At 59.5% G+C, this 24,748-nt stretch carries 13 protein-coding genes; 12 read left to right on the top strand and 1 reads right to left on the bottom strand.

What is annotated here, in order from left to right; all coding sequences use genetic code 11:
- Positions 1-74: 74 nt before the first annotated feature.
- Entirely contained in the window at positions 75-10,343 is a 10,269-nt protein-coding gene (locus K529_RS10750) for an autotransporter-associated beta strand repeat-containing protein (RefSeq protein WP_065317479.1), read from the bottom strand.
- A gap of 501 nt (positions 10,344-10,844) precedes the next feature.
- Between K529_RS10750 and K529_RS10755 the strand changes: the two genes are divergently transcribed.
- From K529_RS10755 to K529_RS10810, 12 genes are all read left to right on the top strand, one after another.
- Entirely contained in the window at positions 10,845-11,474 is a 630-nt protein-coding gene (locus K529_RS10755; RefSeq protein ID WP_040643336.1) for a DUF6931 family protein, read from the top strand.
- A gap of 56 nt (positions 11,475-11,530) precedes the next feature.
- A complete protein-coding gene (gene tagH / locus K529_RS10760) occupies positions 11,531-12,856 on the top strand; it encodes a type VI secretion system-associated FHA domain protein TagH (protein ID WP_046002090.1) in 1,326 nt (441 codons plus the stop codon).
- Between the two features lie 93 nt (positions 12,857-12,949).
- Positions 12,950-14,308 carry a type VI secretion system protein TssA gene (locus tag K529_RS10765; RefSeq protein WP_005614118.1) on the top strand — a complete coding sequence of 453 codons (1,359 nt, stop codon included), beginning with the start codon at positions 12,950-12,952 and terminating at the stop codon, positions 14,306-14,308.
- A 108-nt stretch (positions 14,309-14,416) separates the two neighbouring features.
- Positions 14,417-14,941 (top strand): type VI secretion system contractile sheath small subunit, encoded by a 525-nt coding sequence (gene tssB / locus K529_RS10770; RefSeq protein WP_005614119.1) that lies wholly within the window; start codon positions 14,417-14,419, stop codon positions 14,939-14,941.
- 36 nt (positions 14,942-14,977) lie between these two features.
- Positions 14,978-16,471 (top strand): type VI secretion system contractile sheath large subunit, encoded by a 1,494-nt coding sequence (gene tssC, locus K529_RS10775; protein ID WP_005614120.1) that lies wholly within the window; start codon positions 14,978-14,980, stop codon positions 16,469-16,471.
- A 50-nt stretch (positions 16,472-16,521) separates the two neighbouring features.
- Positions 16,522-17,019 carry an Hcp family type VI secretion system effector gene (locus tag K529_RS10780; RefSeq protein WP_005614121.1) on the top strand — a complete coding sequence of 166 codons (498 nt, stop codon included), beginning with the start codon at positions 16,522-16,524 and terminating at the stop codon, positions 17,017-17,019.
- A 138-nt stretch (positions 17,020-17,157) separates the two neighbouring features.
- Positions 17,158-17,751: a type VI secretion system baseplate subunit TssE gene (locus K529_RS10785; RefSeq protein WP_005614123.1), complete on the top strand. Its 594-nt coding sequence runs from the start codon at positions 17,158-17,160 to the stop codon at positions 17,749-17,751.
- A complete protein-coding gene (tssF, locus tag K529_RS10790; protein WP_005614124.1) occupies positions 17,748-19,676 on the top strand; it encodes a type VI secretion system baseplate subunit TssF in 1,929 nt (642 codons plus the stop codon). The genes K529_RS10785 and tssF overlap by 4 nt, the downstream gene beginning before the upstream one ends.
- Positions 19,673-20,794: a type VI secretion system baseplate subunit TssG gene (tssG, locus tag K529_RS10795; protein WP_005614125.1), complete on the top strand. Its 1,122-nt coding sequence runs from the start codon at positions 19,673-19,675 to the stop codon at positions 20,792-20,794. The genes tssF and tssG overlap by 4 nt, the downstream gene beginning before the upstream one ends.
- A 32-nt stretch (positions 20,795-20,826) precedes the next feature.
- The gene (gene tssH, locus K529_RS10800) at positions 20,827-23,550 is read left to right on the top strand and encodes a type VI secretion system ATPase TssH (RefSeq protein ID WP_046002091.1); all 2,724 of its coding nucleotides are present in this window, start codon (positions 20,827-20,829) and stop codon (positions 23,548-23,550) included.
- A gap of 50 nt (positions 23,551-23,600) precedes the next feature.
- Positions 23,601-24,359 carry a hypothetical protein gene (locus K529_RS10805; protein ID WP_005658825.1) on the top strand — a complete coding sequence of 253 codons (759 nt, stop codon included), beginning with the start codon at positions 23,601-23,603 and terminating at the stop codon, positions 24,357-24,359.
- Positions 24,359-24,739 carry a hypothetical protein gene (locus K529_RS10810; protein ID WP_005658827.1) on the top strand — a complete coding sequence of 127 codons (381 nt, stop codon included), beginning with the start codon at positions 24,359-24,361 and terminating at the stop codon, positions 24,737-24,739. Before K529_RS10805 ends, K529_RS10810 begins: the two co-directional genes overlap by 1 nt.
- The last annotated feature ends 9 nt before the right edge of the window (positions 24,740-24,748 follow it).

Below are 24,748 nucleotides of genomic sequence, written 5' to 3' on the forward strand. Positions count from 1 at the left end.
CCCTAGCCCCGTGCGGAAACGAAACAACCTTTAAGGCCTCCCTCCCTGCGGTCAACACGTCCCAGTGGAATATTCTAGAACTGAATACGGAACTGCGCCGTCAGCCCCCAACTATCAAGCTTGTCACTAAAGCGGCTGTCCAGTCGGACGGACGTGTCCAGCTGACGCCCCGGCATCGCGCTCCCCGGCTGCAAAATTTTGGTGAAGTTCATCCCAAGACTAAGTTCGCCGTACGTGCCCAGATTGCTACTGGAGCTGCTCAACACATCACCGCTGCGGTCTGTGGTGCCGGACTCATAGAGGTAGAAGTTCGACACCGCAGGCGACCCAAAATCGTGATAGACTGTGGCCGTGGCAAAGTAGTTGAAGGCTGCCGTTCCGGAGGGTGCGATCTTTGTTTTCGCAAGTGTCAGCCCGGCAAAGCCCACGCGGCTCTCGATATCTTCGATCTCCAACTCACCATTGGAAAAATAGAGCATATCTGTCTCAATATTTGCCAAAGAGAAGCCCAGTGTAGGCACCAGACGCAGATCTTTTGCCTCATTCAGCGGAATAGACAGGCCCGCAGAGGCCCCGATTGTGACGCCCTTGCTGTCGTAGGATTGATCTTTCACGCCAAAGCTCAGGTCTTCGGCCGTGAGCGTCGCATCGCCGGTCAGCGTCCGCACAGCATCCAAGGCCGCTGCATTCACACTATTGTCGAGATCAAACGCGGTCTTGTCACCCCGGACCTGAACATCGGCAAAGAGCACGCGGCCGCTGTTGGCAAAGCTGCGCGAGGCCGCGATGTAGGCGCTGCCATAGCTTTGAGAGAAGCTGGTCCGGTTGGTGCTGGTCAGCACGTCGGTGTTCACCTGTCCGGTATTTGCGTCAAAGAAATAGACCGGCTGCGTCGTGGTACCGCCGTTGTAACCGGCAACACCACCAAAGCTCAGATCCCAACCGTTGAAGGCCCCGCCAAAGCAAGAGTAATCCGCACCGATCTGCATCCCGTGATAATTCGCGGTCAGCTCACTGTTGTAAGTCCCAAGCGCCGTTTCTGACGAACCGGATGCTGTCGCGCGACCACCGGTCGCCCGGCTCCATGTGCCAAATCCGCAAGGCTCATCCCCCGGCACCGCAAGCCCTGTTACAAACGGGCTTGTCGGGCGGTTCACAACGCTGCCGATCAACGATTGCGTCAGCGCCAGCCCCGTGGCGAGACCGCCAACCGCCGGGTTGGCACCACTTTGCAACTGATAGGCATCAGCGTCAGTATTGTTGACCAACGCAAAGACCGCAGCCCCAGAATTGGGCAGGCCGTTCACGGAATAGCTGTCCAACTGGCCAGAGCCGTAGCTCAGCACGTTCACGGTGCCCAAAAGGTCAACCGCATCTGCATCCGTCAAATTGAAGTTGAAGGTCGCGTTACCGGATACCGCACCTGCCACCTGGATTTGGTCGCCGACCAGTTCCTCGCCTTCGAGGGTGATGTCGAGTTCGATCGTCCCATTCAGCACCGCATCGCCAGCGATCACAAACACATCGTCCCCGGCGTCATCACCCAGATCGAGAATTGCGCCCGTTTGATGGGTGAAGTCACCCGCCCCGGTTACATTCCCGTCGGCAATAATCGTCCCGCTGTTGATGACCGCAGAGGTGATGGTCGCACCATCACTCAGACCAATCGAAGAGCTGTTGGTCAGGGTCCCCGATGTAAGGGCACCACTGCCAGAGACCCGCAGCACGGCATCCGTTACAAGCATCGTGTCAGACCATGCGGGTCCGCTCGCGGAGTTGGTCAGATTGCCATGTGCAAGCGTATCATTGACGAACATGCTTCCCGCATTCGTCAGCGTCCCGGTCACGGTCGAAGCGCCGTGAACCGTGAGGGTTCCGGTATTGCCGAGGGTTCCCGCCACGCTGCCACTCAGATCCAAGGTACCCGCGTTTGACAAATCGCCACCAACAGAGCCGTCCAGATTGACCGAACCGCCAGAGCCGTTTTGCAACGTCCCCCCGACAGAGCCCCCATCTGCGATCTGAACAGTTCCGTCATTGTTCAGATCCATATCGAGATTGCCGCCAGCGCCAATGCTCAGGTTCGCGAAACCAGTGTTGGCAAAAACCGCATCCCCGGTTGCATCCAAGGTCGCAGAGGTCAGCGTGAAGCTGCCGGAGTTTGTAACTGCGCCCGCACCCGCAAGCGTCGTTGTACCGGAGTTGATCGCAAATGTTCCGCTGCCACCATGGGTGATCGAGGTCACGCTGTCCAAATCACCATTAACCGTGACGCTGGCGCTGTCTTGGGTGGTGATCGCGCCACTCACTGTGCCGCTCAGGCTTGCCGTGGCATTGCCCTGATTGGTCAGATCGCCATTGATCGTTCCGGTCGATACCAGCGTAGCACTGTTGGTGACCGCACCACCAAGCGTGCCGGAGTTGTCCAGGCTACCTCCGCTCAACACTGTGGCCCCTGCAATGGTATTGCTGTTGGTGACAGACCCACCGCTGATGGTCGCATCACCAGTGACCGATCCCGTGTTGGTGAAGGTACCATCGCTATTGGTCAGCGCCCCAACCGTGCCCTCGTTGCTGGCAGTGCCGGCATTGCTCAGCGTTGTGACGCTACCATTGGTATCGATCACCAATTGGCCCGTGCCACTGTTGGTCAGCGCTGCCACGACCCCATCATTCACAGTTGCCGTATTTGTGTTATTCAACCCCGCAACTGTACCACCGCCGACGGTCACCGTGCCATCGTTGTCAATCGTGCCACCAACCGTACCGTTGGTGTTCAATGTCCCAGCAGCGGCAACGTCGACATTTCCAGTCAGTGTGCCGCTATTCTCAACGGTACCGCCACTGACGGTACTTACCCCCGTCACGGTTCCGGTGTTGGTGAGTGTCCCACCGGTATTGGTGAGTGTACCGATTTCGCCCGCATTGCTTGCAGTACCAGCGTTCGCCAATACTGTGACTTCGCCATTGGCCTCAATTGTCAGTTGACCAGAGCCGCCATTGTCAAGATCCGCGACGACACCATCAGTTATTGTCGCGGTACCGCTATTGTCGAAGTCAGAAACGCTGCCCCCCGAGACAGTCGCGGTGCCACTGTTGTCCAGCCCAGCCACCGTCCCGCTGGTTACGGTGGTCACGCCGCTGTTGGACACTGTGCCATTGATGGTGCCACTGGTCGACAATTCAGCACCGCTTGCAACGGAGACATTGCCCCCTAGCGTACCGCTGCTCACCAAATCTCCACCGGCGACCGTGCTGGTGCCCGTGACCGTGCCCGTGTTGGTGAAGGTACCATCGCTATTGGTCAGCGTACCCACCTCACCCGCATTGCTCGCAGTGCCCGCATTGGCAAGAACTGTAACCTCACCATCTGCGCCAATCGTGAGCTGCCCCCCCGTGCTGTTATCGAGATCAGCAACCACGCCATCGTTCACCGTCACCGTACCGCTGTTGTCCAGATCAGCAACCGTGCCGCCCTCTACCGTGGTGGTGCCCGCGTTGGAAACGGTCCCTGACATTGTGCCGCTTGTCGTGAGAGTGGAGTCGGTGGTCACGCTAACGGTGCCCTGTATAACGCCAGAGGCGGTATTGGTAATACTATTGCCTCCGAGGGTTGTAATCGCGCCGCCAATGGTTCCGCTGTTGATCAGCGTTGAAGAGCCGGTCAGATTGACAGTTCCCGTAACCTGACCGCCAACGGAGTTGGCAAGCGTACCCAAATGGACCCCAACCGACCCAACAGTTCCCGCATTTGTTGCAGAGCCAAGGCTGACGGTCATTTCCGTTACGGTACCACCGGACTCCACGTTAAACGTGCCCGCACCACTCAGGTCATCAACGACGCCCCCAGAAACAGTAACCACGCTGCCGCTACGACCCTTCAGATTGTTGACCGCACCACCAGAAACATTAACCACGCTGCCGCTACGGCTCGTTAGGTCGTCGACCGTACCGCCAGACACATTCACAGTCTTGTAGTTGTTCACAGAGTCGACTGTACCATCCGTCACATTTGTGGTTCCGAAGTTTCTGACATCCCCTACAGTGCCACTTGTGGTCAGGGTGCCGTTGGTCCCAACCGTCACATCTCCGGTCAGCGTACCGCCGTCGTTGTCCAACGTGCCGCCCGTCACAGAGCTGGTACCGGTAACGTTCCCCGTATTCGTGAATGTACCACCCGAGTTGGTGAGCGTACCGACGTCACCCGCATTGCTCGCGGTGCTTGAGTTGCTCAGCGTGGTGACCGTACCGTCTGTGCCAATCGTCAGATCGCCGCTGCCGGAGTTGTCGAGATCCGTAACAACACCGCCACTCACGGTGGCATTACCCGCGTTGTCCAGATCCGCAACACTTCCATCCGTCACAGTGGTGGTCCCGGCGTTCGTCAGCGTGCCCGTGACAATGCCGCTGGAGGTGAGTTCACCATCCGCTCCGACTGTCACAGCCCCCGTCAAGGTGCCGCCGTCATTGTTCAAAGACCCATCCGTCACCGTGGTCGTATCGGCAAAGGTTCCAGAGTTCGTCACCGCACCGCCGGTAATATCAACCGCCCCGGTCAGGGTGCCGCCGTCGTTGTTCAGCGTGCCGCCGGAGACGGAGGTGGTGCCGCCGAATACGCCTGTGTTGGTGGTCGCGCCGCCCGTCACCTCGACCGCGCCATTCACCTGACCCGCGTTCGAGAATGTGCCGGCGCTCTGGATCCCGTTCTGGATCGTCCCAGTGTCCGCGTTGGTCAGCACAGCATCCGCCGCATTCACCAGCGCTCCGCCAGAGCTGGAGATCGTCCCTGCGTTGGTGATCTCCCCATGGGCGCCGTTGGTCAGACCCGCAACGCTCAGCGATGAACCGGTGCCCAGCGTGATCGTCGCGTTCGAACCCGCCATACCGCTGTTCACCATGGTTGTGCCGGATCCAGTCACAATATCACTGTTACCAATCGCAAACGTGCCGCCAGCCGCATTGGTGAAGGTATCATTGCTGCCATCACCCAGCGTCAGCGTGTCATTGCCACCAGCAGTGGTCGAGATCGTGCCGGAGTTCGTCAGACCATCGCCATCATTGTTTGTATCGGCGTTGAGCGTGCCCGAACCGGTGAAGGTAATCTCCCCGGTTGCCTCGTTATTGATATCGCCCGCATCCTGCACGGTGCCACCGTCACCAACGGTAATAATACCGCCGTTGTTCAGTGTGTTACCTGTCCCGCTCAGCGTCGCATCTTCGCCCAGCGAAATCGTTCCGCCGTCTTCATTGTCGATCGTCTCAGCCTCAAGCGTGGCGCCCGTTCCAACAGTGATGTCACTCTCGTTGATCAGGGCACCTATGCCTGTAAAGGCAACCCCATCCGCAACCCCGAGAGAACCCCCTTCGACATTCACATCATTGCCGTTGCCCGCAACGTCCCCCACGATATCCGACTGGGACCCGTCAACCGTGGTCAGATCACCAACGAGATCGGTGTCTAGATTCAACACGCCTTCATTTGTCGTATCACCAATGAGATTCACACCGGTGCCCACAATCGAGGTCTCGCTCAGATAGATCTCATCCGCCGTGATATCCAGGCCATGCGTGCCCCCATTCAGGGTGCCCGTATTGGTCAGACTGTGACCACCCGTCACATCAAGAGAAATCGAGCCGCTGCCGTTCGCTTCAATGGTGCCGTTATTGACCACATTGCCATTGATCGCTGTGTCGGTCTCAAGAGACAGCGTGGCATTTGCACCACCCTCAATGGTGACATCACCGCCAAAGCTGCCGCCGTTGTTTGTGACGGTCCCGTCGGTGATGGTGGTGCTACCGGAAACCGTGCCGGTATTCGTGAATGTACCACCCGAGTTGGTGAGCGTACCGACGTCACCCGCATTGCTCGCGGTGCTTGAGTTGCTCAGCGTGGTGACCGTGCCGCCAGCCCCAATCGTCAGATCGCCGCTGCCGGAGTTGTCCAGATCCGCAACAACACCGCCACTCACGGTGGCGTTGCCCGTGTTATCGAGGTCTGCAACCTCACCGCCACTTACCGTAACATTGCCCGTATTGTCGAGATCCGTAACCTCACCGCCACTTACGGTGGCATTGCCCGCGTTGTCCAGATGCGTAACGGTTCCACCACTAACAGTGGTGATGCCGTCATTTTCGATCGTGCCCTGCACATCACCACTCGTGGTCAGCGTGCCGTTGGTCCCAACCGTCACATCTCCGGTCAGGGTACCGCCGTCGTTGTCCAACGTGCCGCCCGTCACAGAGCTGGTACCGGTAACGTTCCCCGTATTCGTGAATGTACCACCCGAGTTGGTGAGCGTACCGACGTCACCCGCATTGCTCGCGGTGCTTGAGTTGCTCAGCGTGGTGACCGTGCCGCCAGCCCCAATCGTCAGATCGCCGCTGCCGGAGTTGTCCAGATCCGCAACAACACCGCCACTCACGGTGGCGTTGCCCGTGTTATCGAGGTCTGCAACCTCACCGCCACTTACCGTAACATTGCCCGTATTGTCGAGATCCGTAACCTCACCGCCACTTACGGTGGCATTGCCCGCGTTGTCCAGATGCGTAACGGTTCCACCACTAACAGTGGTGGAACCGGCGTTCGTCAGCGTGCCCGTGACAATGCCGCTGGTGGTGAGTTCACCACCCGCTTCGACTAACACAGCCCCCGTCAAGGTGCCGCCGTCATTGTTCAAAGACCCATCCGTCACCGTGGTCGTATCGGCAAAGGTTCCAGAGTTCGTCACCGCACCGCCGGTAATATCAACCGCCCCGGTCAGGGTGCCGCCGTCGTTGTTCAGCGTGCCGCCGGAGACGGAGGTGGTGCCGCCGAATACGCCTGTGTTGGTGGTCGCGCCGCCCGTCACCTCGACCGCGCCATTCACCTGACCCGCGTTCGAGAATGTGCCGGCGCTCTGGATCCCGTTCTGGATCGTCCCAGTGTCCGCGTTGGTCAGCACAGCATCCGCCGCATTCACCAGCGCTCCGCCAGAGCTGGAGATCGTCCCTGCGTTGGTGATCTCCCCATGGGCGCCGTTGGTCAGACCCGCAACGCTCAGCGATGAACCGGTGCCCAGCGTGATCGTCGCGTTCGAACCCGCCATACCGCTGTTCACCATGGTTGTGCCGGATCCAGTCACAATATCACTGTTACCAATCGCAAACGTGCCGCCAGCCGCATTGGTGAAGGTATCATTGCTGCCATCACCCAGCGTCAGCGTGTCATTGCCACCAGCAGTGGTCGAGATCGTGCCGGAGTTCGTCAGACCATCGCCATCATTGTTTGTATCGGCGTTGAGCGTGCCCGAACCGGTGAAGGTAATCTCCCCGGTTGCCTCGTTATTGATATCGCCCGCATCCTGCACGGTGCCACCGTCACCAACGGTAATAATACCGCCGTTGTTCAGTGTGTTACCTGTCCCGCTCAGCGTCGCATCTTCGCCCAGCGAAATCGTTCCGCCGTCTTCATTGTCGATCGTCTCAGCCTCAAGCGTGGCGCCGTCTCCAAGTGAAATCGTCCCGCTGTTCTTCAATTCGCCCGAACCAGCGGTCGTGCTCACGGTCACACGTGTGTTTGCCGCTAGATTAACGCCTTTGTCTGCGGCTGCAGAAGCATTGTCCAATGCGCCAATCGTCGACTGAGTGGCACTATCGAAACCCAGTTTTCCATCGACCCCGACAGTTACTGCTGAGGAGGCGATACTCCCCGTCACCGACAGCGTGCCAGACGTCACTTCCGTTGCACCCGTGTAGGTGTTCTCGGCCGTCAGCGTGACAGCCGCATCCTCAGCCTGACCCGTATCATTCACCGTGAGACCGCCGGCCCCCGATACCACACCGTCAACTTCAGACTCTCCCGACGTCAGCGTCAGCGTGCCCGAGGTCACCGCAGTGGTGCCAGCCCCGTTCAGGCGCGCGATCGTCTCCGAACCACCCAGCGTCACGGTACCGGCATTCTCCAGTTCCGTGCCAGCAGTCAGCGCGCCGCCATCCGTCGTCAGCGTACCGCCCGAGTCGACATTCACGTCCGTCGATGCCAAGGTTCCAGACCCCGTCACCGAAAGCGTGCCGGACGTCACATCCGTCGCGCCTGTGTAGGTGTTCTCGGCCGTCAGCGTGACAGCCGCATCCTCAGCCTGACCCGTATCATTCACCGTGAGACCACCGGCCCCGGAAATCGCACCGTCAACTTCAGACTCTCCCGACGTCAGCGTCAGCGTGCCCGAGGTCACCGCAGTGGTGCCAGACCCGTTCAGGCGCGCGATCGTCTCCGAACCACCCAGCGTCACGGTACCGGCATTCTCCAGTTCCGTGCCAGCAGTCAGCGCGCCGCCATCCGTCGTCAGCGTACCGCCCGAGTCGACATTCACGTCCGTCGATGCCAAGGTTCCAGACCCCGTCACCGAAAGCGTGCCGGACGTCACATCCGTCGCGCCTGTGTAGGTGTTCTCGGCCGTCAGCGTGACAGCCGCATCCTCAGCCTGACCCGTATCATTCACCGTGAGACCACCGGCCCCGGAAATCGCACCGTCAACTTCAGACTCTCCCGACGTCAGCGTCAGCGTGCCCGAGGTCACCGCAGTGGTGCCAGACCCGTTCAGGCGCGCGATCGTCTCCGAACCACCCAGCGTCACGGTACCGGCATTCTCCAGTTCCGTGCCAGCAGTCAGCGCGCCGCCATCCGTCGTCAGCGTACCGCCCGAGTCGACATTCACGTCCGTCGATGCCAAGGTTCCAGACCCCGTCACCGAAAGCGTGCCGGACGTCACATCCGTCGCGCCTGTGTAGGTGTTCTCGGCCGTCAGCGTGACAGCCGCATCCTCAGCCTGCCCCGTATCATTCACCGTGAGACCACCGGCCCCGGAGATCGCACCGTCAACTTCAGACTCTCCCGACGTCAGCGTCAGCGTGCCCGAGGTCACCGCAGTGGTGCCAGACCCGTTCAGGCGCGCGATCGTCTCCGAACCACCCAGCGTGGCCTCACCGGCATTCTCCAGTTCCGTGCCAGAATCCAGCGCGCCACCATCCGTCGTCAGCGTGCCGTTTTCCTCAACACTCACGTCCGTCGACGCCAAAGTTCCAGACCCCGTCACCGACAGCTCACCAGACGTTACATCCGTCGCACCCGTGTAGGTGTTCTCGGCCGTCAGCGTGACGTCCGCTGTCGCGCCATTCACCGTGAGACCGCCGGCCCCGGAGATCTCTCCACCCACAGTTGATAGTCCCGACGTCAGCGTCAACGTGCCCGAGGTCACCTCAGTGGTGCCCGCCCCGTTCAGGCGCGCGATCGTCTCCGAACCACCCAGCGTGGCCTCACCGGCATTCTCCAGTTCCGTGCCAGAATCCAGCGCGCCACCATCCGTCGTCAGCGTGCCGTTTTCCTCAACACTCACGTCCGTCGACGCCAAAGTTCCAGACCCTGTCACCGACAGCGTGCCAGACGTCACATCCGTTGCACCCGTGTAGGTGTTCTCGGCCGTCAGCGTGACGTCCGCTGTCGCGCCATTCACCGTGAGACCGCCGGCCCCGGAGATCTCTCCACCCACAGTTGATAGTCCCGACGTCAGCGTCAACGTGCCGGAAGTCACCTCAGTGGTGCCCGCCCCGTTCAGGCGCGCGATCGTCTCCGAACCACCCAGCGTCACAGTACCGGCATTGCCCAATTCCGTGCCAGCAGCCAGCGCGCCGCCATCCGTCGTCAGCGTGCCGCCCGAGGCGACATTCACGTCCGTCGACGCCAAGGTTCCAGCCCCCGTCACCGAAAGCGTGCCGGACGTCACTTCCGTCGCACCCGTGTAGGTGTTCTCGGCCTCCATCACGACAGTCCCGCCGCCGCTCACCTCCACCCCAAGCGCGCCGCCTGTTTCCTCAAGCGCCCCGGCAAGCCGAGTCGTAGTGCCTGCTCCGGCATTCACCTCTAAAAGCTGGTCCCCCTCGGCAGTAATTGTCGCCTCGGAGACGAAATCAGCCAACATGGTGAAGACCGCGTTGGCGCGCAGGCGCAGGCTCATATCAGAGGCAAAAGCTGACCCTGTTGCAGTTGCTGCGACGTTTACGGCGGGATCCACTCCATCGAGTACAAGGGTGCCACCCGACAACTGCGTCCCGGTCTGGATGTCGAGCGAGTTGACGGTGAAAGTATCCTGAGTTCCACCCGTATCTGCAAGGCCGACTGCACTGTCCACGCCCGCGTCATCAAAGACGACGCCACTGCTTGCGTCATCGGGAACGTCACCTCCGTCCCAGTTCCCGGCATCCCCCCACAAAGCGGAGCCGTCACCGTTGGTCCAAGTCTGAGATCCAAGAGGTTGGGCCGTGAGGCCAGCATAAATGGCGGTGGTTCCGAGCAGAAGAATGCGCATTAAAATACCAGACGTTAGAAACTATGCAAAAGGCGAGAAGGCGGCTCGCGCCGCACCAATAGCGAGCAAAAAAGCAAGTTAAGGAGATATGTCAATAAAACAACGGTGAAACTTAACCAATTATTTACCCTTGCGACACCATCGCGGGCCGCGCATCAAACCCCAATAAGACCGTTAGTTCATTGTTATATATTGATATTCACCACCATGGATGACCCCACGACAGCAACTTATGGTCGCAAACCTCCAAAGCCAAGCAACCTAGCAGTGCGCGTGATGCCGGAGCGCCAGCAGCTGTCTGCAGATCGGATCTTTTGACAGTAGCACAACGTAGAGGAGACCGTCCGCCGTTCTCTCCCCCTTGCGTGTTCGAGTACAAACGATACAAATTGAGCAGCATTCTCAGCCAAGCGCATGTCGCAACAGCTCTTTTCATCGCCCTTGTCATCGCCCCTGTATTTTGCAGATCCCCGGCCCCTAGCTTTTTGGACAACGACCGCCGTGACCTCAGACCTGAATGAAATAAACTCTCCCGCCGGGCAGCCGTCCTCGGATAACGATGACCTTGATAAAACGCAGCCGCCGCTGTCGGCCTTGCGTAACGAAATCCCGACAGAGCTATACCGCCAGATGCCGCAACTTGGGCGGCTGACGCAAAACCACCCGCGCGACAATGAGGACGGTTTGACGTTTTTGATGCGCCTGCGTGCATCAACGACGCCAGAGGATGCGGTGACATTCACGGCATTTGCGGCAAAACCAAAGATGGCGATCTGGTGGGGCTATGAGTGCCTGCGGCATGCGGCCAGCGAACTGAGCGCCAATGATCGGCACATGATGGAGCTTGTTGCAACATGGACCACCTACCCCGACGACGAGAACCGATTTCGCACCGCGCGTGAGGCTCTTTATGCACCGGTACGTAGCCCTGCAGTCTTTTTGGGGTTGGCGGTCACATGGTCTGGCGGCAGCATTGCCCCCAACGACCCCGCACAGGTTCCCGAACACCGGGCACCTCGTGCAATCAACTCTGCCGTGTTATCGTGCCTGAGCGGCGCGGCTCTGAACAATCGGCCCATCCAGCTCGCCCGTTTTATTGACCTTGCAGCCCCGCTCTTTCGCTCCTTCTAATCACCCCAACCACATATTCGGGGTAGCCCCAACGTGACACGAGACCAAATTCGACTATGACACTGACCCTGCGACTGGAAAATTTTGAACTGCTGCAGGACGGCAGCCCAGCCTGGATCACGCTGCAGGAAAACAGCATCAACGTAGGGCGCAACCGTGCCATGGATTGGGTGCTTCCCGATCCGTCTCGGCACGTCTCCGGGCATCACTTTGATGTGAGCTTTCATGATGGTGCCTATTGGCTGACAGATGTGTCGACCAACGGGACCTTTATGCAGGGGCAGCATCACCGCATCCAAGGAGCGGTTCAGCTGCGTGGCGGTGAACGGCTGGTGGTCGGGCATTATATCATCGCGGTGGAGAGCGGGGCCGCTGGCGTGCAGCCTGCTGCAATACCACAGCCCAGCTATGGGACGAGCGACGAAGAGGCTGACCCATGGGATTTGGGGCTGCAGCCGCAAGATCCGGTCAACCCATTGCCACGCGCACCTGCCAGCGCACATGCTTTTGATGACGTGGCACAAGAGTTCCTGCAACTCACGCCACAAATGCCACCGGCGCAGGCGGCACCTGCCACACCACCACCCATCCCGTCACCGCCGCCAACGACCCCGTCACCTTATGTGCCGCCCGCCGAACCAGCCGCAGGACAAGCGGCAGGACAAGCGCCCATTGCGCCGATGCCGATGCCCTCGCCGGCCTCTCCCGCCCATCCGCCGCAAGCCACCCCGGCGCCGCCTCCCAGTCAGGCGATGCCAGCAGTCGCCCCACCGGCGCAGGCGGCCGCAGTCGACAATGGCGCGGCTGTTTTACGTGCATTTTGCGAAGGCGCGGGGCTTGATCCACAACTCGCGGGCAGCGCTGATCCTGAAAAACTCGCTCATGCGCTTGGGCAAGCGGTGTCCTCGGCCACGGGAGAGATCATGCGCATGTTGCAAGATCGTGCCAGCGTCAAACAGTTCACCAAAGGTGGCGAGCGCACCATGCGCAACGCCCATGGCAACAACCCTTTGAAATTCCTGCCCGATCCGCATCAAGCCATGGACACCATGTTTCTGACCCCGCGCGAAGGCTTCATGGAGGGGCCCGAGAGCTTTGCCTCCGCGCTTGCAGACTTGCGCGGGCATCAGCAGGCCGTTTTTGCTGCGCTGCAACCTGCGCTTGCTGCGGTTCTCATGGGGCTATCGCCTGAAGAAATCGAATCATCCGAAGAGGGGCGCGCGCTTCTGGGCGGCAGCCGTCGCAGTAAACTATGGGACAGCTATGTCGCGCGCTGGGACAAGAAGGCCTCGGAGGCAGAGCACGGCATGTTGGACGTCTTCCTGAAGGCATTTGCGCAAGCATACGCGGACGCTGCCGCCAAACATGGGAAATTTGACTGAACCGTCACCCTTGACGACACTCCATAGTTGATTAACTTCACCCCAAGAATTTCAAAGTGAAAACTCTGGGTTACAAACAAATAGGATTGATTGATGCGCACCAGCGCGCGCGCCACACCTCTTTCAGACGATTTGCCCTGCGGGCCGGACCTCAACGCAAGTTTTGATCCGGCATACGAGGAGTATTACTTTGGTGCAGTCGGCCGGCTACCCGGTTTCTACATGCAACCCGGCGTGGAGCGCCCTGATGGCAGTCGCTCTCCTGATCGCCTGTTTGATCCCAAGGACGTCGATCACCGGGCAGAGACACGCGAAATTGATGCGCTGCTAGATCGCACGCGCGATCTTCGTTTGCTGTCCTTGCAGGCCCAGTGGGATGCGTTGGCCGGTAATCGCAGCGCATTGCGCGATACCGTCGAGGCCATGGCGACCTTGCTGGAAACATTGCCAGATGCGGTCCACCCGTCTCTTGAAGATGGTCCAGCCGAGCGTCGTGATGCGATCAATGACCTGAACCAGACGGTCACAGTGGTGCAGCCATTGATGTTCATGGGGCTCACTGGCACCACCGAGGTTACTCTGCGCAAAATCCGCGTGGCCAAAGGTGAAAATGCGCCGCTCGAGCATGAATCCGAAATCGAACTCAAGCCCCTGCTGGATGCATTGACCAATCCCGGCAACAAGAAGCAGGTGGAAGATGCCCATCAGGATTTCACCACGATACGCTCGGCCGCGTCGCGGATAAAATCCGCCTGCACGACCCATCCGACGTCACCATTTCAGCCCAATTTTGAGCAGCTTTTTGCAGTTCTCGATGACATCTTGGATGTGCTGACCACCGCGCGCCCCGACTTGGCTGCAAATGCAGCACCCGAGCCTGCACCCGCAGAAACCGCCGCGGAAAAACCTGATCTGCAGGCTCCACCTGCACTTGCCACGGCCCGCACGGCCAATGTTGAGCCGCTGCGCACACCGGTGCAAATCGTCAGCCAACTGCACGCGCGAAGAGTGCTGGAATCCTGCGAAATCTACTATCGCAAGAACGAGCCCTCCTCTGCGGCTTTGCTCTTGGTGACACAGGCGCGCCTGCTGATCGGCAAACCTCTGGTTGAGGCGCTGCAAGCTTTGTTGCCGTCGCAAGCATCTGCGGCGGTTGTAGATTTTGGCGCACCAACAGGATTTTTGCTGGGCGCGGATCGATTGGCGGAACTGAGCGGCGCGCTGCCCGACACCTCGGATGCCGCGACTGAATTGCCGCAAGATCCCGGCCCTGATCCAAAAATCGCCTCCGCTGCTCAGGCCGCTCAGGCGTTGCAATCGGTCGAAGTGTATTTCCGCCAAACCGAACGCTCCAGCCCAGTCCCAGTTCTTCTGAAACGTGCTCAAAGCTATCTGGATATGGACTTTCAATCTCTGATTGAAGAACTTATACCTCAGGAGAACACAGCCTGAGATGGCAAAAGCATATAGATCCTCGTCATTGCGACGCACATTAGCCCTCGCGGGGCACACAACAATCTTCCGGTTCAGCACGAACCGCACCTAACGGGAGTAGCCAGCATGGCCTCAGATTCAGGTTCCAGCTTCATCAAACGCAACCGTCCGCCACGCGTGCAGATCCAATATGAGGATCCTTTCGACAGCGAACAAATGGTCGAGTTGCCCTTCGTCATGGGCGTCATGTCGGATCTGTCCGGAAACACCCCCGGCGTCGAAAAAGCGCCCGTCGAAGAGCGCACCTTTGCGGATGTGACCAAAGACACCGTAGATGACTACATGGCGTCACTGCAGCCGGGCATGACTTTCATGGCCGAAAACCGCCTGAGCGGTGATGGCGGCGAGAAGCTGGGCGTTGAGCTTAAATTCGAAAGCCTTGCTGATCTTGAGCCTGCGGCCATCGCGCGTCAGGTTCCGGCGCTGAAAAAACTGCTGGAAGCGCGTGAACAGCTTGCAAATCTGCAGCGCTACATGGCGTCCAAGCCCAAGGCGCAGGACCACCTCAAGAAATTGTTGGAAGACCCAGAGCTGATGGCAGCGCTGGCGGAACGTGCCGCAAAAGAAGAAACCGATGGCGAGGACGCCTGAGCGCACTGAGCGTTCGGACAGGGACAGGTGACACATATGGACAACGAAGCACAGGTACAGGCTGGCGAAGGCGCCGCAGAACTGGATGAACTGTCGGAGTTCTCTGACATTCTGAAACAGACGATCAAACCGCGCACCGATATCGCCGCACAAGAAGTCGATAACGCGGTTGTGGCATTGGTGCGTGAAGCGCTCGACGATCAATCCGTGGTCGCCGAAGATATGATCGATACCGTGGACGCAATGCTGGCGAAACTGGACAAAAAGCTGTCCGACCAGATGAACGCGATCATCCACAACGAAGAATTCCAGCAATTCGAAGCCAGCTGGCGCGGGCTTGCCTATACGCTCAACAACGCTGAGACCGATGCGACGTTGCGTGTGAAGGTACTGAACGTCTCCAAAAAGGAACTGCAGGGAATGATGCGTCGTTTCCCCGGTGCCAAATGGGACAAATCTCCGCTGTTCAACATTGTGTACGAGCAAAACCTCGGCACGCTCGGCGGCAAACCTTTCGGCTGCTTGGTCGGTGATTATCACTTCGATCACTCCTCGCCGGATGTGAACCTTCTGAACTCCATCGGCAAGATTTCCGAGGCCGCGCTTGCGCCCTTCATTTCTGGTGCCTCGCCCAACCTTCTCGGGCTTGACGACTGGAACGAAATTTCCGCTCCGCCGGATCTTTCCGAAATCTTCGAAACCCCGGAATACGCCCAGTGGAACAGCCTGCGCGACAGCGAGAACTCTCGTTTCGTTGCGCTGACCCTGCCCCGCGTCCTGTCGCGTGAACCCTACAGCCAGAACTCCAATTCGGTGGTTGAAGAGTTCAACTTCGAAGAAGAAACCGACGGTCACGCAGGCACGCAATATGCGTGGATGAACTCTGCCCATGCGATGGCGGCCAACATCAACCGCGCATTCAAGGAACACGGCTGGACTGTCCGCATCCGCGGCGTCACCTCCGGTGGTGAAGTGGCGAACCTGCCGACCCATGTGTTCGATACCGGCGATGGCGCCAAGGATCTGAAGTGCCCCACCGAAGTGTCGATCACCGACCGTCGCGAAGGCGAGTTGAGCAAGGCGGGCCTGATTGGCCTGATCCACCGCCAGCACACCGATAAGGCTGCCTTCATCGGCGCACAGAGCCTTTATCGGCCCAAGACCTACGTCGACGATCAGGCGACCGCGTCGGACAACATGTCCTCGCGCATTCCCTACATCTTTGCCGTATCGCGCTTCAGCCACTATCTGAAGGCGATGGTGCGCGACAAAATCGGTCAAAGCCCGGATGTCTCGCAGCTTCAGCGTGACCTGCAGGCATGGGTGAATAAATACGTCTCCGGCAACCCGGAAAGCGCAAGCGAGATGGAAAAGGCCAAAAAGCCATTGGCCGGAGCCAAAGTAGAAGTTGTCGAGGACGAACTGAACCCCGGCTACTATCAGGGCAAGTTTTTCCTCAAACCTCATTTCCAGATGGAAGGTATGGATATCGGCATGAGCCTTGTGTCGAAACTGCCATCTGGGAAGTAATTCGTTTTCCCCCCTGGAGAGCGATATGTAGCGCCTAAAGGAGTTATTTCATGGCGATTGATTGTTTTTTGAAACTTGACAACGGCATCGTTGGCGAATGCCAGGATGACAAACATAAAGACTGGATCGACATCCTGTCCTGGGGCTGGTCCATGTCTCAGTCCGGCACCACCCACATGGGCGGCGGCGGCGGCGGCGGTAAAGTCGACGTGCAGGACATTCAGGTCACCAAATACGTCGATAAAGCGACGCATGACCTGGTCAAGCGCTGCTGCTCGGGCGAACATATTAAGTCCGGCCAGCTGGTGGTTCGCAAATCTGGTGGCACCGCTCCTGTCGATTACCTCAAAATCGACTTCGAAGACGTGATGATCACCAACTACCAGACCGGTGGCAGCAAGGATGGCCTGGACCGCGTTCAGGAAACCCTGACCCTGAACTTCCGCCGCTTCCAGGTGACCTACACCTTCCAAGAGCAGTCCGGTGCCGCTGGCCCCGAGAGCCTCGCAGGTTGGGAAATCGCCGAGAACAAGGAATGGGGCAAGTAAGACCGCCCTCTTTCGGTTCTACGGATTTTCGGGAGGGCCGCGTCCTGCGGCCCTCCCCTTTCGAGCAGATCGGCCCGTGTTATTGCAACCGGCCCGACGCTCCACATTATTTTTAGTCCCGGTGCAGAAGGTACAAACATGCGGCGCGGCGATGCGGACAATTCTGAAACCGGTGATCCCCGCTGGCAAACGGGCCGCAAGGCAAAGACGTCGATCCTGCAGGTCTTTCGGGCGTCTCACAATGAAAAGGACGCGCATCACCGTCGCGAAATATCCGGTGATGGCATCACAAAGCTGACCTCTGCGCGCAAACAGCGCCGCTTTGGCGTCTCGGAAACAGAGTTGCGACAGCATCTTGAGGCTGATCTGGCGGCCCTTCTCAATACCATCCACCTTGAGGCGATCTGTCCATTGGACGATGCACCGCATGTGGCCGACTCTATCGTCAACTACGGGTTTCGCGATCTCAGCGGACTTGGCAAAGTCGCGCTCAATACGCCTGCGGTGGTGGCAACGCTGCGCGAGTCTCTGATCCGGTTCGAGCCGCGATTGATCGCAGAGAGTCTGGACGTCCAGATCCGCGATACCAGCAATGGTAAGACGCATCACCTTGCAGTGTTTGTGACCGCTGAAATGCTCGGTGACCCCGTCGATGTATCTCTGGATTTTGACGCTGAGATCGACCTTGGCGCGGGCAAAATGTCCCTCTCTCACCTGCGGGTGAACGCATGAGACGCGCATTAAGAGACGCCTATAATCAGGAGCTTGGCCTTCTGAAAGAACGCGCAGCGGAGTTTGCTGGCGAATATCCGGGCCTTGCTGATCGGCTTGGCGGCCTCCTTGAGGAGAATATGGACCCTGCAGTGGCAGGGCTTCTGGAAGGCTCTGCCTTTCTCTCCGCCCAAGTGAAGGTCAAGATGGATGAGGAATACCAGACCTTCACCCGCGAGTTGCTGGAACAGATCTTTCCCGATGCACTCGCTCCGACCCCCAGCGTCATGCTTGTCCGGGCACAGGCCCCGGCCGACAGCTCGGAAATCGAATCCGGTCTTTCGTTTACGGCAGGCGAGTATATGGACGCCCGTTTCCTCGATGCGCAACAAAGGGTGTCGTGCCGCTTTGCGCTGGCTTCCCCGCTGACAGTTTGGCCGATTGGCGTGACACAGGCCACTTATCACGCCAGTGCAGGACCGATCAGCGCCTTGGGGCAGGAAATCGCCGCCAGCACCAAAGCGGGCCTTGTGGTTGATGTGGCGCGCCTCGATAACGACGGCCAACCAAACCCCACCGAGACGCTCAATACGCTGGAGATGGACAGCCTGACGCTGAACTTCACCGCGCCGATGGACGAGGCGGCCATCCTCTACGAGCAGATTTTCTGCGATTGTACGCGGGTCTCACTGCGCTGGCTCAATGCGCAGGGTGATCCGGTCTTTGCCCGTCTCGCCACGAACCAGCTGCACAAGATTGGCTTTGACGAAGGTGAGCAGCTCTTTCCGCACCAAAAGCGCTTGTTTGATGGGTTTGCACGGCTGCGCGAGTTCTTTGTGTTCCCGCGCAAGTTTCTGGGTTTGCGGCTCACCGGCCTGCGTGATGTGCTGCCGCATGTGCGCAGCAACACGGTTCAATTGGTTTTTGAGTTTTCCAGCCCACGGCAACGTCTGGCGGCAAATCTCGACCCGCAGGATCTTGCGGTCAATGCCGCGCCTGCGGTCAATCTGTTCGAAGAAATGTCGAGCCACCTGCATCTGGACCGCAAGCGCCACGAATACACCATCACGCCCAACTCCTCGCCGATCACCCATTACGAGGTGCATCACATCACCGAGGTCTGGGCGCATTATACTGATCGGCAAAGCAAATCCGAGGTGCATCCGCTCTATGCCTTGCCACCCGAGGGGCGCAGCGCCCGTCAGGCGCTTTATTACACCACGCGGCGCAAACCCCGCCGACGCACGCTGGCAGAACAGCGCAACGGCATCCCGCGCAATCTCTACCGCGGCACCGAGACCCTGATCAGCCTCTACGAGCCACCCGAGCAAGAACCAGCCAACCGGCTGCAGGTCAAACTCTTATGCTCCAACCGCCATCTGCCGGAATATTTGCCGATCGCAGACAGCGCCGAGAGTTTTCACCTATGTGACGACCAGACCGTGGCATTGAAATGTCTTGCCGGACCGTCCCCTCCGCGTGACAGCCTTGCGGACCGTGAAACCACCGCCAACCACCGCACAACTGCGGGGGATACCTATTGGCGACTGTTGTCCTATCTGTCGCTCGGCACCTCTGGCGTCCAAAGCCCGGATGGCGGCATGTCGGCGGCGTCTTTGCGGGAAATGCTCTCTCTCTTTGCCGATCTCTCCGACAGCGTCAGCGAGGCGCAAATTAGCGGTGTGCGCAATCTGGAATGCACCCCGGTGACCCGCACCATTGCCGCACCAGACGGCTATCATACCGCACGCGGGCTGCTGATCCGCGTGATTTTTGACGAAACCGAATTTGAAAGCACCGGCATCGTACCCTTAGGGGCGGTGCTGGATCATTTCTTTGCCGAATATGCGGCGGTCAACAGCTTCACCCAAACGGTGATACATAGCTTGCAACGGGGCGAAATCACGCGCTTTGCGCCCCGCTCTGGTACAGGGCCGTTGTTGTGAGTGGTGACGTCGCCTCTGCTGCGGCCTCGCCAGCCGCGACCCGCGTCAGCGAGACGTTGGAACGCCGCGAGCACCAGGAAAAAGCCGCCAGCAGTGTTGGTCTGTTTTCGCTCCTGCGAGAGCTTGAGCGACGTGCAGGTCACAAACCAGCCATTGGCCAGAACAAGCGGCTGCGCGATGCCATCGTGCATCTGGGTCAAGACCCGGCCCTTGCCTTTCCCACCCGCGATGTGGCGCGTGTAGACCTGACCCAAAGCACCCCACGCCTGCGAGCGCAGTTCATGGGGTTGTTCGGCGCGTTCGGCGCGCTACCGCTAAACTGGACCGAAGAGGTTGAGTCGTGGTTCTCTGCCGGGGACGAGAGCTTCGTCGCCTTTTGCGACATCTTCACCGCACGTTTTCAGGAGCTGTTTTTCCGTGCATGGTCCGATGCCCGCGCAATAAGCCAGTTCGACCACGCCGACAGTGACCGGTTTCAGGCCTATATCCTATCGCTTCTTGGCTGTGGCACCGCAGCCAACCGGTCCGGGGCGCGTCCCGATGACATGGCCAAGCTTCATCTGGCACCGCTGGCAACCGGGCGCGTCAAAAGCCCCGTACGCCTGCGCCAAATGCTGGAACTGCACTTCAACGGTCGCGCCCGTTTTCGGATCGAAGAGCACGTACCCTGCTGGCTCGAACTTGAACCAGATGCGCATTGCCTCTTGGGGGCCCAAGGCTGCACCCTCGGTGAGAACAGTGTTCTGGGCGGGTATGTGCAATCCCTCAGTGCCAAGATCCGCCTTCACGTGATGCTCAGTGATCTGGCCCAGTATCAGCGTTTCCTTCCCGGCGGCCCCGATCACGCGGCGCTTCAGGATATTGTGTTCTGGTATCTCGGACAGGCCTTTGACATTGAAACCGCGCTATGGCTGCCGCGCCCGCAAATATCAACCGCCGTGTTGGGACAAAGCACACAAGTAGGTTGGCTCGCCTGTGTCGGTTCGATCAGCACGCCCGATCTCCCGACCGCGACCAGCCCCCTACCACGCAGCGCCGATGGATACCTGCAAGTCAGCCGCTATCCGCTGCTTCCCGAACCCTTTGACCAAGATGAATTGAAGTCCTCCGCCGCCTGACAGGTGTGCGGCCCAATCGAGGCCCCTGTTTCATGACTGAAATTACAATTGAAAAATACGCCGGCAAGATGAACCGCGCAGGCTATGATGCCTTTCTTCAGGGCATGCGCGACGCCAGAACAGCGAGAAATCGCTACGTCGATCTCTGCCACTGGCTGTTTCATTCGGTCTCCAACCAGAATGCCGACATCTCCGTCACTTTGCGCCAGCTGAACCTTGATCGCGGTCGCGTGCTCAAGGACCTGTCGGGCGCGATGGACCGTCTCGACAAAAATGTGACGGAAACACCGGGCATCAGCGATCATCTTGCAGACGCGCTGAACCACGCCTGGACCTATGCGACATTGTTTTTTGGCGAGGCGCAGATCCGCACCGGCCACGTTCTGACCGCGCTGCTCAACGATCCCTCCTTGCGTCGGCAGTTGCTGCGCTATTCTTCGGTGTTTGAACAGATCTCCGCCGAACAACTGGGGCAGGACAGCCGCAGCCTCTGGGCGGGCAGCGAAGAGGACACGATGCGCCCGATGGATGGCGCCAACCTCTCAACAGCCGAGGACAGTGGCGCTGCCTCTCAGGGCAAAGGCGGCACCACCGCGCTTGGCCGGTTTGCCAAGGACATGACCGCCGCAGCGGGCGAGATGGACCCGATCAAGGGCCGCAACGACGAGATCCGTCAGCTCATCGATGTGCTGCTGCGCCGACGCCAGAACAACCCGATCCTGACGGGCGAGGCCGGTGTCGGCAAAACCGCCGTGGTCGAAGGTTTTGCCCAGTTGCTCGCCGCCGGGGATGTGCCGCCCAAACTCAAGGGCACGCGCCTGTTTGAGTTGGACATCCAGTCAATGCAGGCGGGTGCCTCGATCAAGGGCGAGTTCGAACAGCGCCTGAAATCGGTCATCGACGAGGTCCAGTCCTCACCCGAACCCATCATCCTCTTTATCGACGAGGCCCACACGCTGATCGGTGCGGGCGGTCAGGCCGGAACCGGGGACGCCGCCAATCTGTTGAAACCGGCGCTGGCCCGCGGCACCCTGCGCACCATCGCCGCCACCACCTGGAGCGAGTATCGCCAGCACATCGAAAAAGACCCGGCCCTGACCCGACGGTTCCAGCCGGTAAATGTAGATGAACCCTCAATCGAGGTCTGCTGCGACATGCTGCGCGGGATCCTTGGTCCGATGCAGGACCACCACAAAGTGCGTATTTCCGACGCTGCTATCGTCAGCGCGGTCACGCTCTCGCACCGCTACATCCCCGCCCGGCAACTGCCAGACAAGGCGGTCTCGCTACTGGATACCGCCTGCGCCCGGGTGGCGCTTAGCCAGTCCGCCCTGCCCGCCCGCATCACCGCCACCCGCGCCCGGATCGACGCGCTGGAGGCCGAGCTTGCCGGCAAGACAGAGGCCCGCGATCTGGGCGAGAGCCACGAAGACCGCATCGCAGAGATCAAGACCGAGATCATTGAACTGACGGACCGGCTGGCCGCGCTTGATACAGGCTACGCCCGCGAAAAAGAGATCGTCGATCAGGTGCTCGACCTGCGTGCGCGCCTCAAAGCACAGACCTCTGACACGCCCGGCGCACAGGACGCTGCCAGCAGCGAAACAGAGGACGCCGGGCAACCGGAGGTGGACGCCCCTGACGCAACAGCCGACATCGACCCGGATGCCTTGCGCCGCGAGATGCAGGCGCAGATGACCGCGCTGGACGAGACCAACCCGGACGACCGCATGGTCTTCGCGCATGTGGATGAACAGGCCATCGCTGCCGTGATCTCGGACTGGACCGGCATCCCTGCGGGTCGGATGATGCAGGATGAACTCGACGCGGTACTGAACCTTTCCGATGATCTGCGCGCCCGCGTCATCGGTCAGGATCACGGCCTAAAATCCATCGCCAAACGCATCGAGATCAGCCGTGCGGGCCTTGGCAACCCCAACAAGCCCATCGGCGTCTTCATGCTCTGCGGACCCTCCGGTGTCGGCAAGACCGAAACTGCGCTGGCTCTGGCAGAGGCACTTTATGGGGGCGAGCAGAACGTTATCACCATCAATATGAGCGAATTCCAAGAGGCCCATACCGTCTCGCTCCTGAAAGGCGCGCCTCCGGGCTACGTCGGCTATGGCGAAGGCGGACGCCTGACCGAGGCCGTGCGCCGCAAGCCCTACTCCGTGGTCTTGCTCGACGAGATCGAAAAAGCGCACCCAGATGTGCATGAGATCTTCTTTCAGGTCTTTGACAAAGGCGTCATGGAAGACGGCAATGGCCGCATGATCGACTTCAAGAACACGTTGATCCTGCTCACATCGAATGTGGGCACCGAGGTCATCATGGACCGGGTCGGCCCCGACGGCAGCGCAGCAGACCTTGATCTGGAGGAACTCGATGTGGCGCTGAAACCCAGCCTGCTGGAGGTCTTCCCCCCCGCCTTGCTGGGCCGCATCGTCACCATCCCTTACCTGCCGCTCAGCACTGAAGTCCTCGGCGGCATCACGCGCCTGAAGCTCTCGGCAGTCGAAAAACGCCTCAAGGGCGCGCATGGCACTGAACTGGTTTATGGCGACGATGTGATCGACCATATCACCAGCCTCTGCCGCGACCCCGACAGCGGCGGGCGGATGATCGACAACATCATCTCCAATTCCATCCTGCCGGAGCTGAGCCGCAAGGTGCTAAAAACCCTCAGCACCGGAGGCGAAATCCATCGCGTCACCGTGACCGCCGATACTGAGGGCTTCCACTACGCCCTGAGCTGACCTTTTTCCCACTGGTCTTTCAATCCACTTTATTCCTCAAGAGAGTTCCCATGCCCGAAACGCTTCAGACTGGTAACTGCACCATTAAAACCGACAGCCGCGATATCACGTTGGAAGAGACCCTGCTTTATGTTGTCGAGATCAACAACGATATGGCGGAGGCCAGCGGAATCGACCTTGTTACGGCGGCCACCGCAGGGATCGACAGCGCAGGTGCTGCGAAACTTGTGCAAACCCTTGGCCTCAGCGGTCGCGCCTACATCAAATCCGTCAACGGCAAAGAATATGTGATCATCAAAGGCTACCCCGGCCAGCGTGCCACTTTGACCGGCACACGTTATCTGAGCTCAAACCCCAAGGTTGCAAAACTCGTGCTTGGCTCCAAACAACTGGCCAAAGGCGCGGTGCGCATGACTGGTATCGCAGTGGTCGCCTTTGCTGCGTTGCGCGTGGTTGAACACGTGCTGTCAGACAATGATCCGCGTCTGACCCAGTTGCTGGGAACAATTGCGTCAGATGTTGGCAAATTCGCGGTTTCCGCCGGGGCGGGTTTCCTTGCTGGGATGGCAGTGGGCGCTTTGACAACTATCGCCGCTGGTCCGGTGATCGCAGCCGTCATCGTTGGGATTGGCGTGTCGATCCTGCTGGACCGCGTGGATCGTAAATTTGGCCTCACCGAAACACTTGTACGCGCCATCGAGGATACCGTAGATTCTTTTGAAAATCCCTTCCGCGTGCTCGCCCGTCAGATCCGCGCGTGGGAGCAGCATCTGATCAATCAGGCGCTGAAACATACCGGACCCTATTGATGTCCCGCAGTGTTGCGATTTGCATACTCGCCGCGTTCTCCTCGCTGGGGATCGCGGTGGCTATTTGGGGGCTGTGGGATATTTCCGCAGCCCTGAACGCTCTGTCTGCATGTGCAGAACGCGTGTATTTTGACACCAGCAGTTTCTGGTTCCTCGCCCTCGCTGTGTTGCCGTTGTTCCTGTTGCTTGCACCGCTGCCAGAGCGCCATCACGCCCGCCTGTTGGCTGGGATTGTGGCATTGGCCTTTCTTCTTCCAGCCGCTGGTTTTTGGGTGCTCAAAAGCAGCTCTGATGCGCAAGGCTACGTATTCGCCCCGGAACTGGCGCTCTTTTCTTTGCAAGAGGCTTCCGCAACCCCCGCGCAGAGCTGTAGGCCCTGAGCGCAGACC

Origin of the sequence: Tritonibacter mobilis F1926, from assembly GCF_000376545.2 — a bacterium.
In the GTDB taxonomy this organism is placed as follows: domain Bacteria; phylum Pseudomonadota; class Alphaproteobacteria; order Rhodobacterales; family Rhodobacteraceae; genus Epibacterium; species Epibacterium mobile.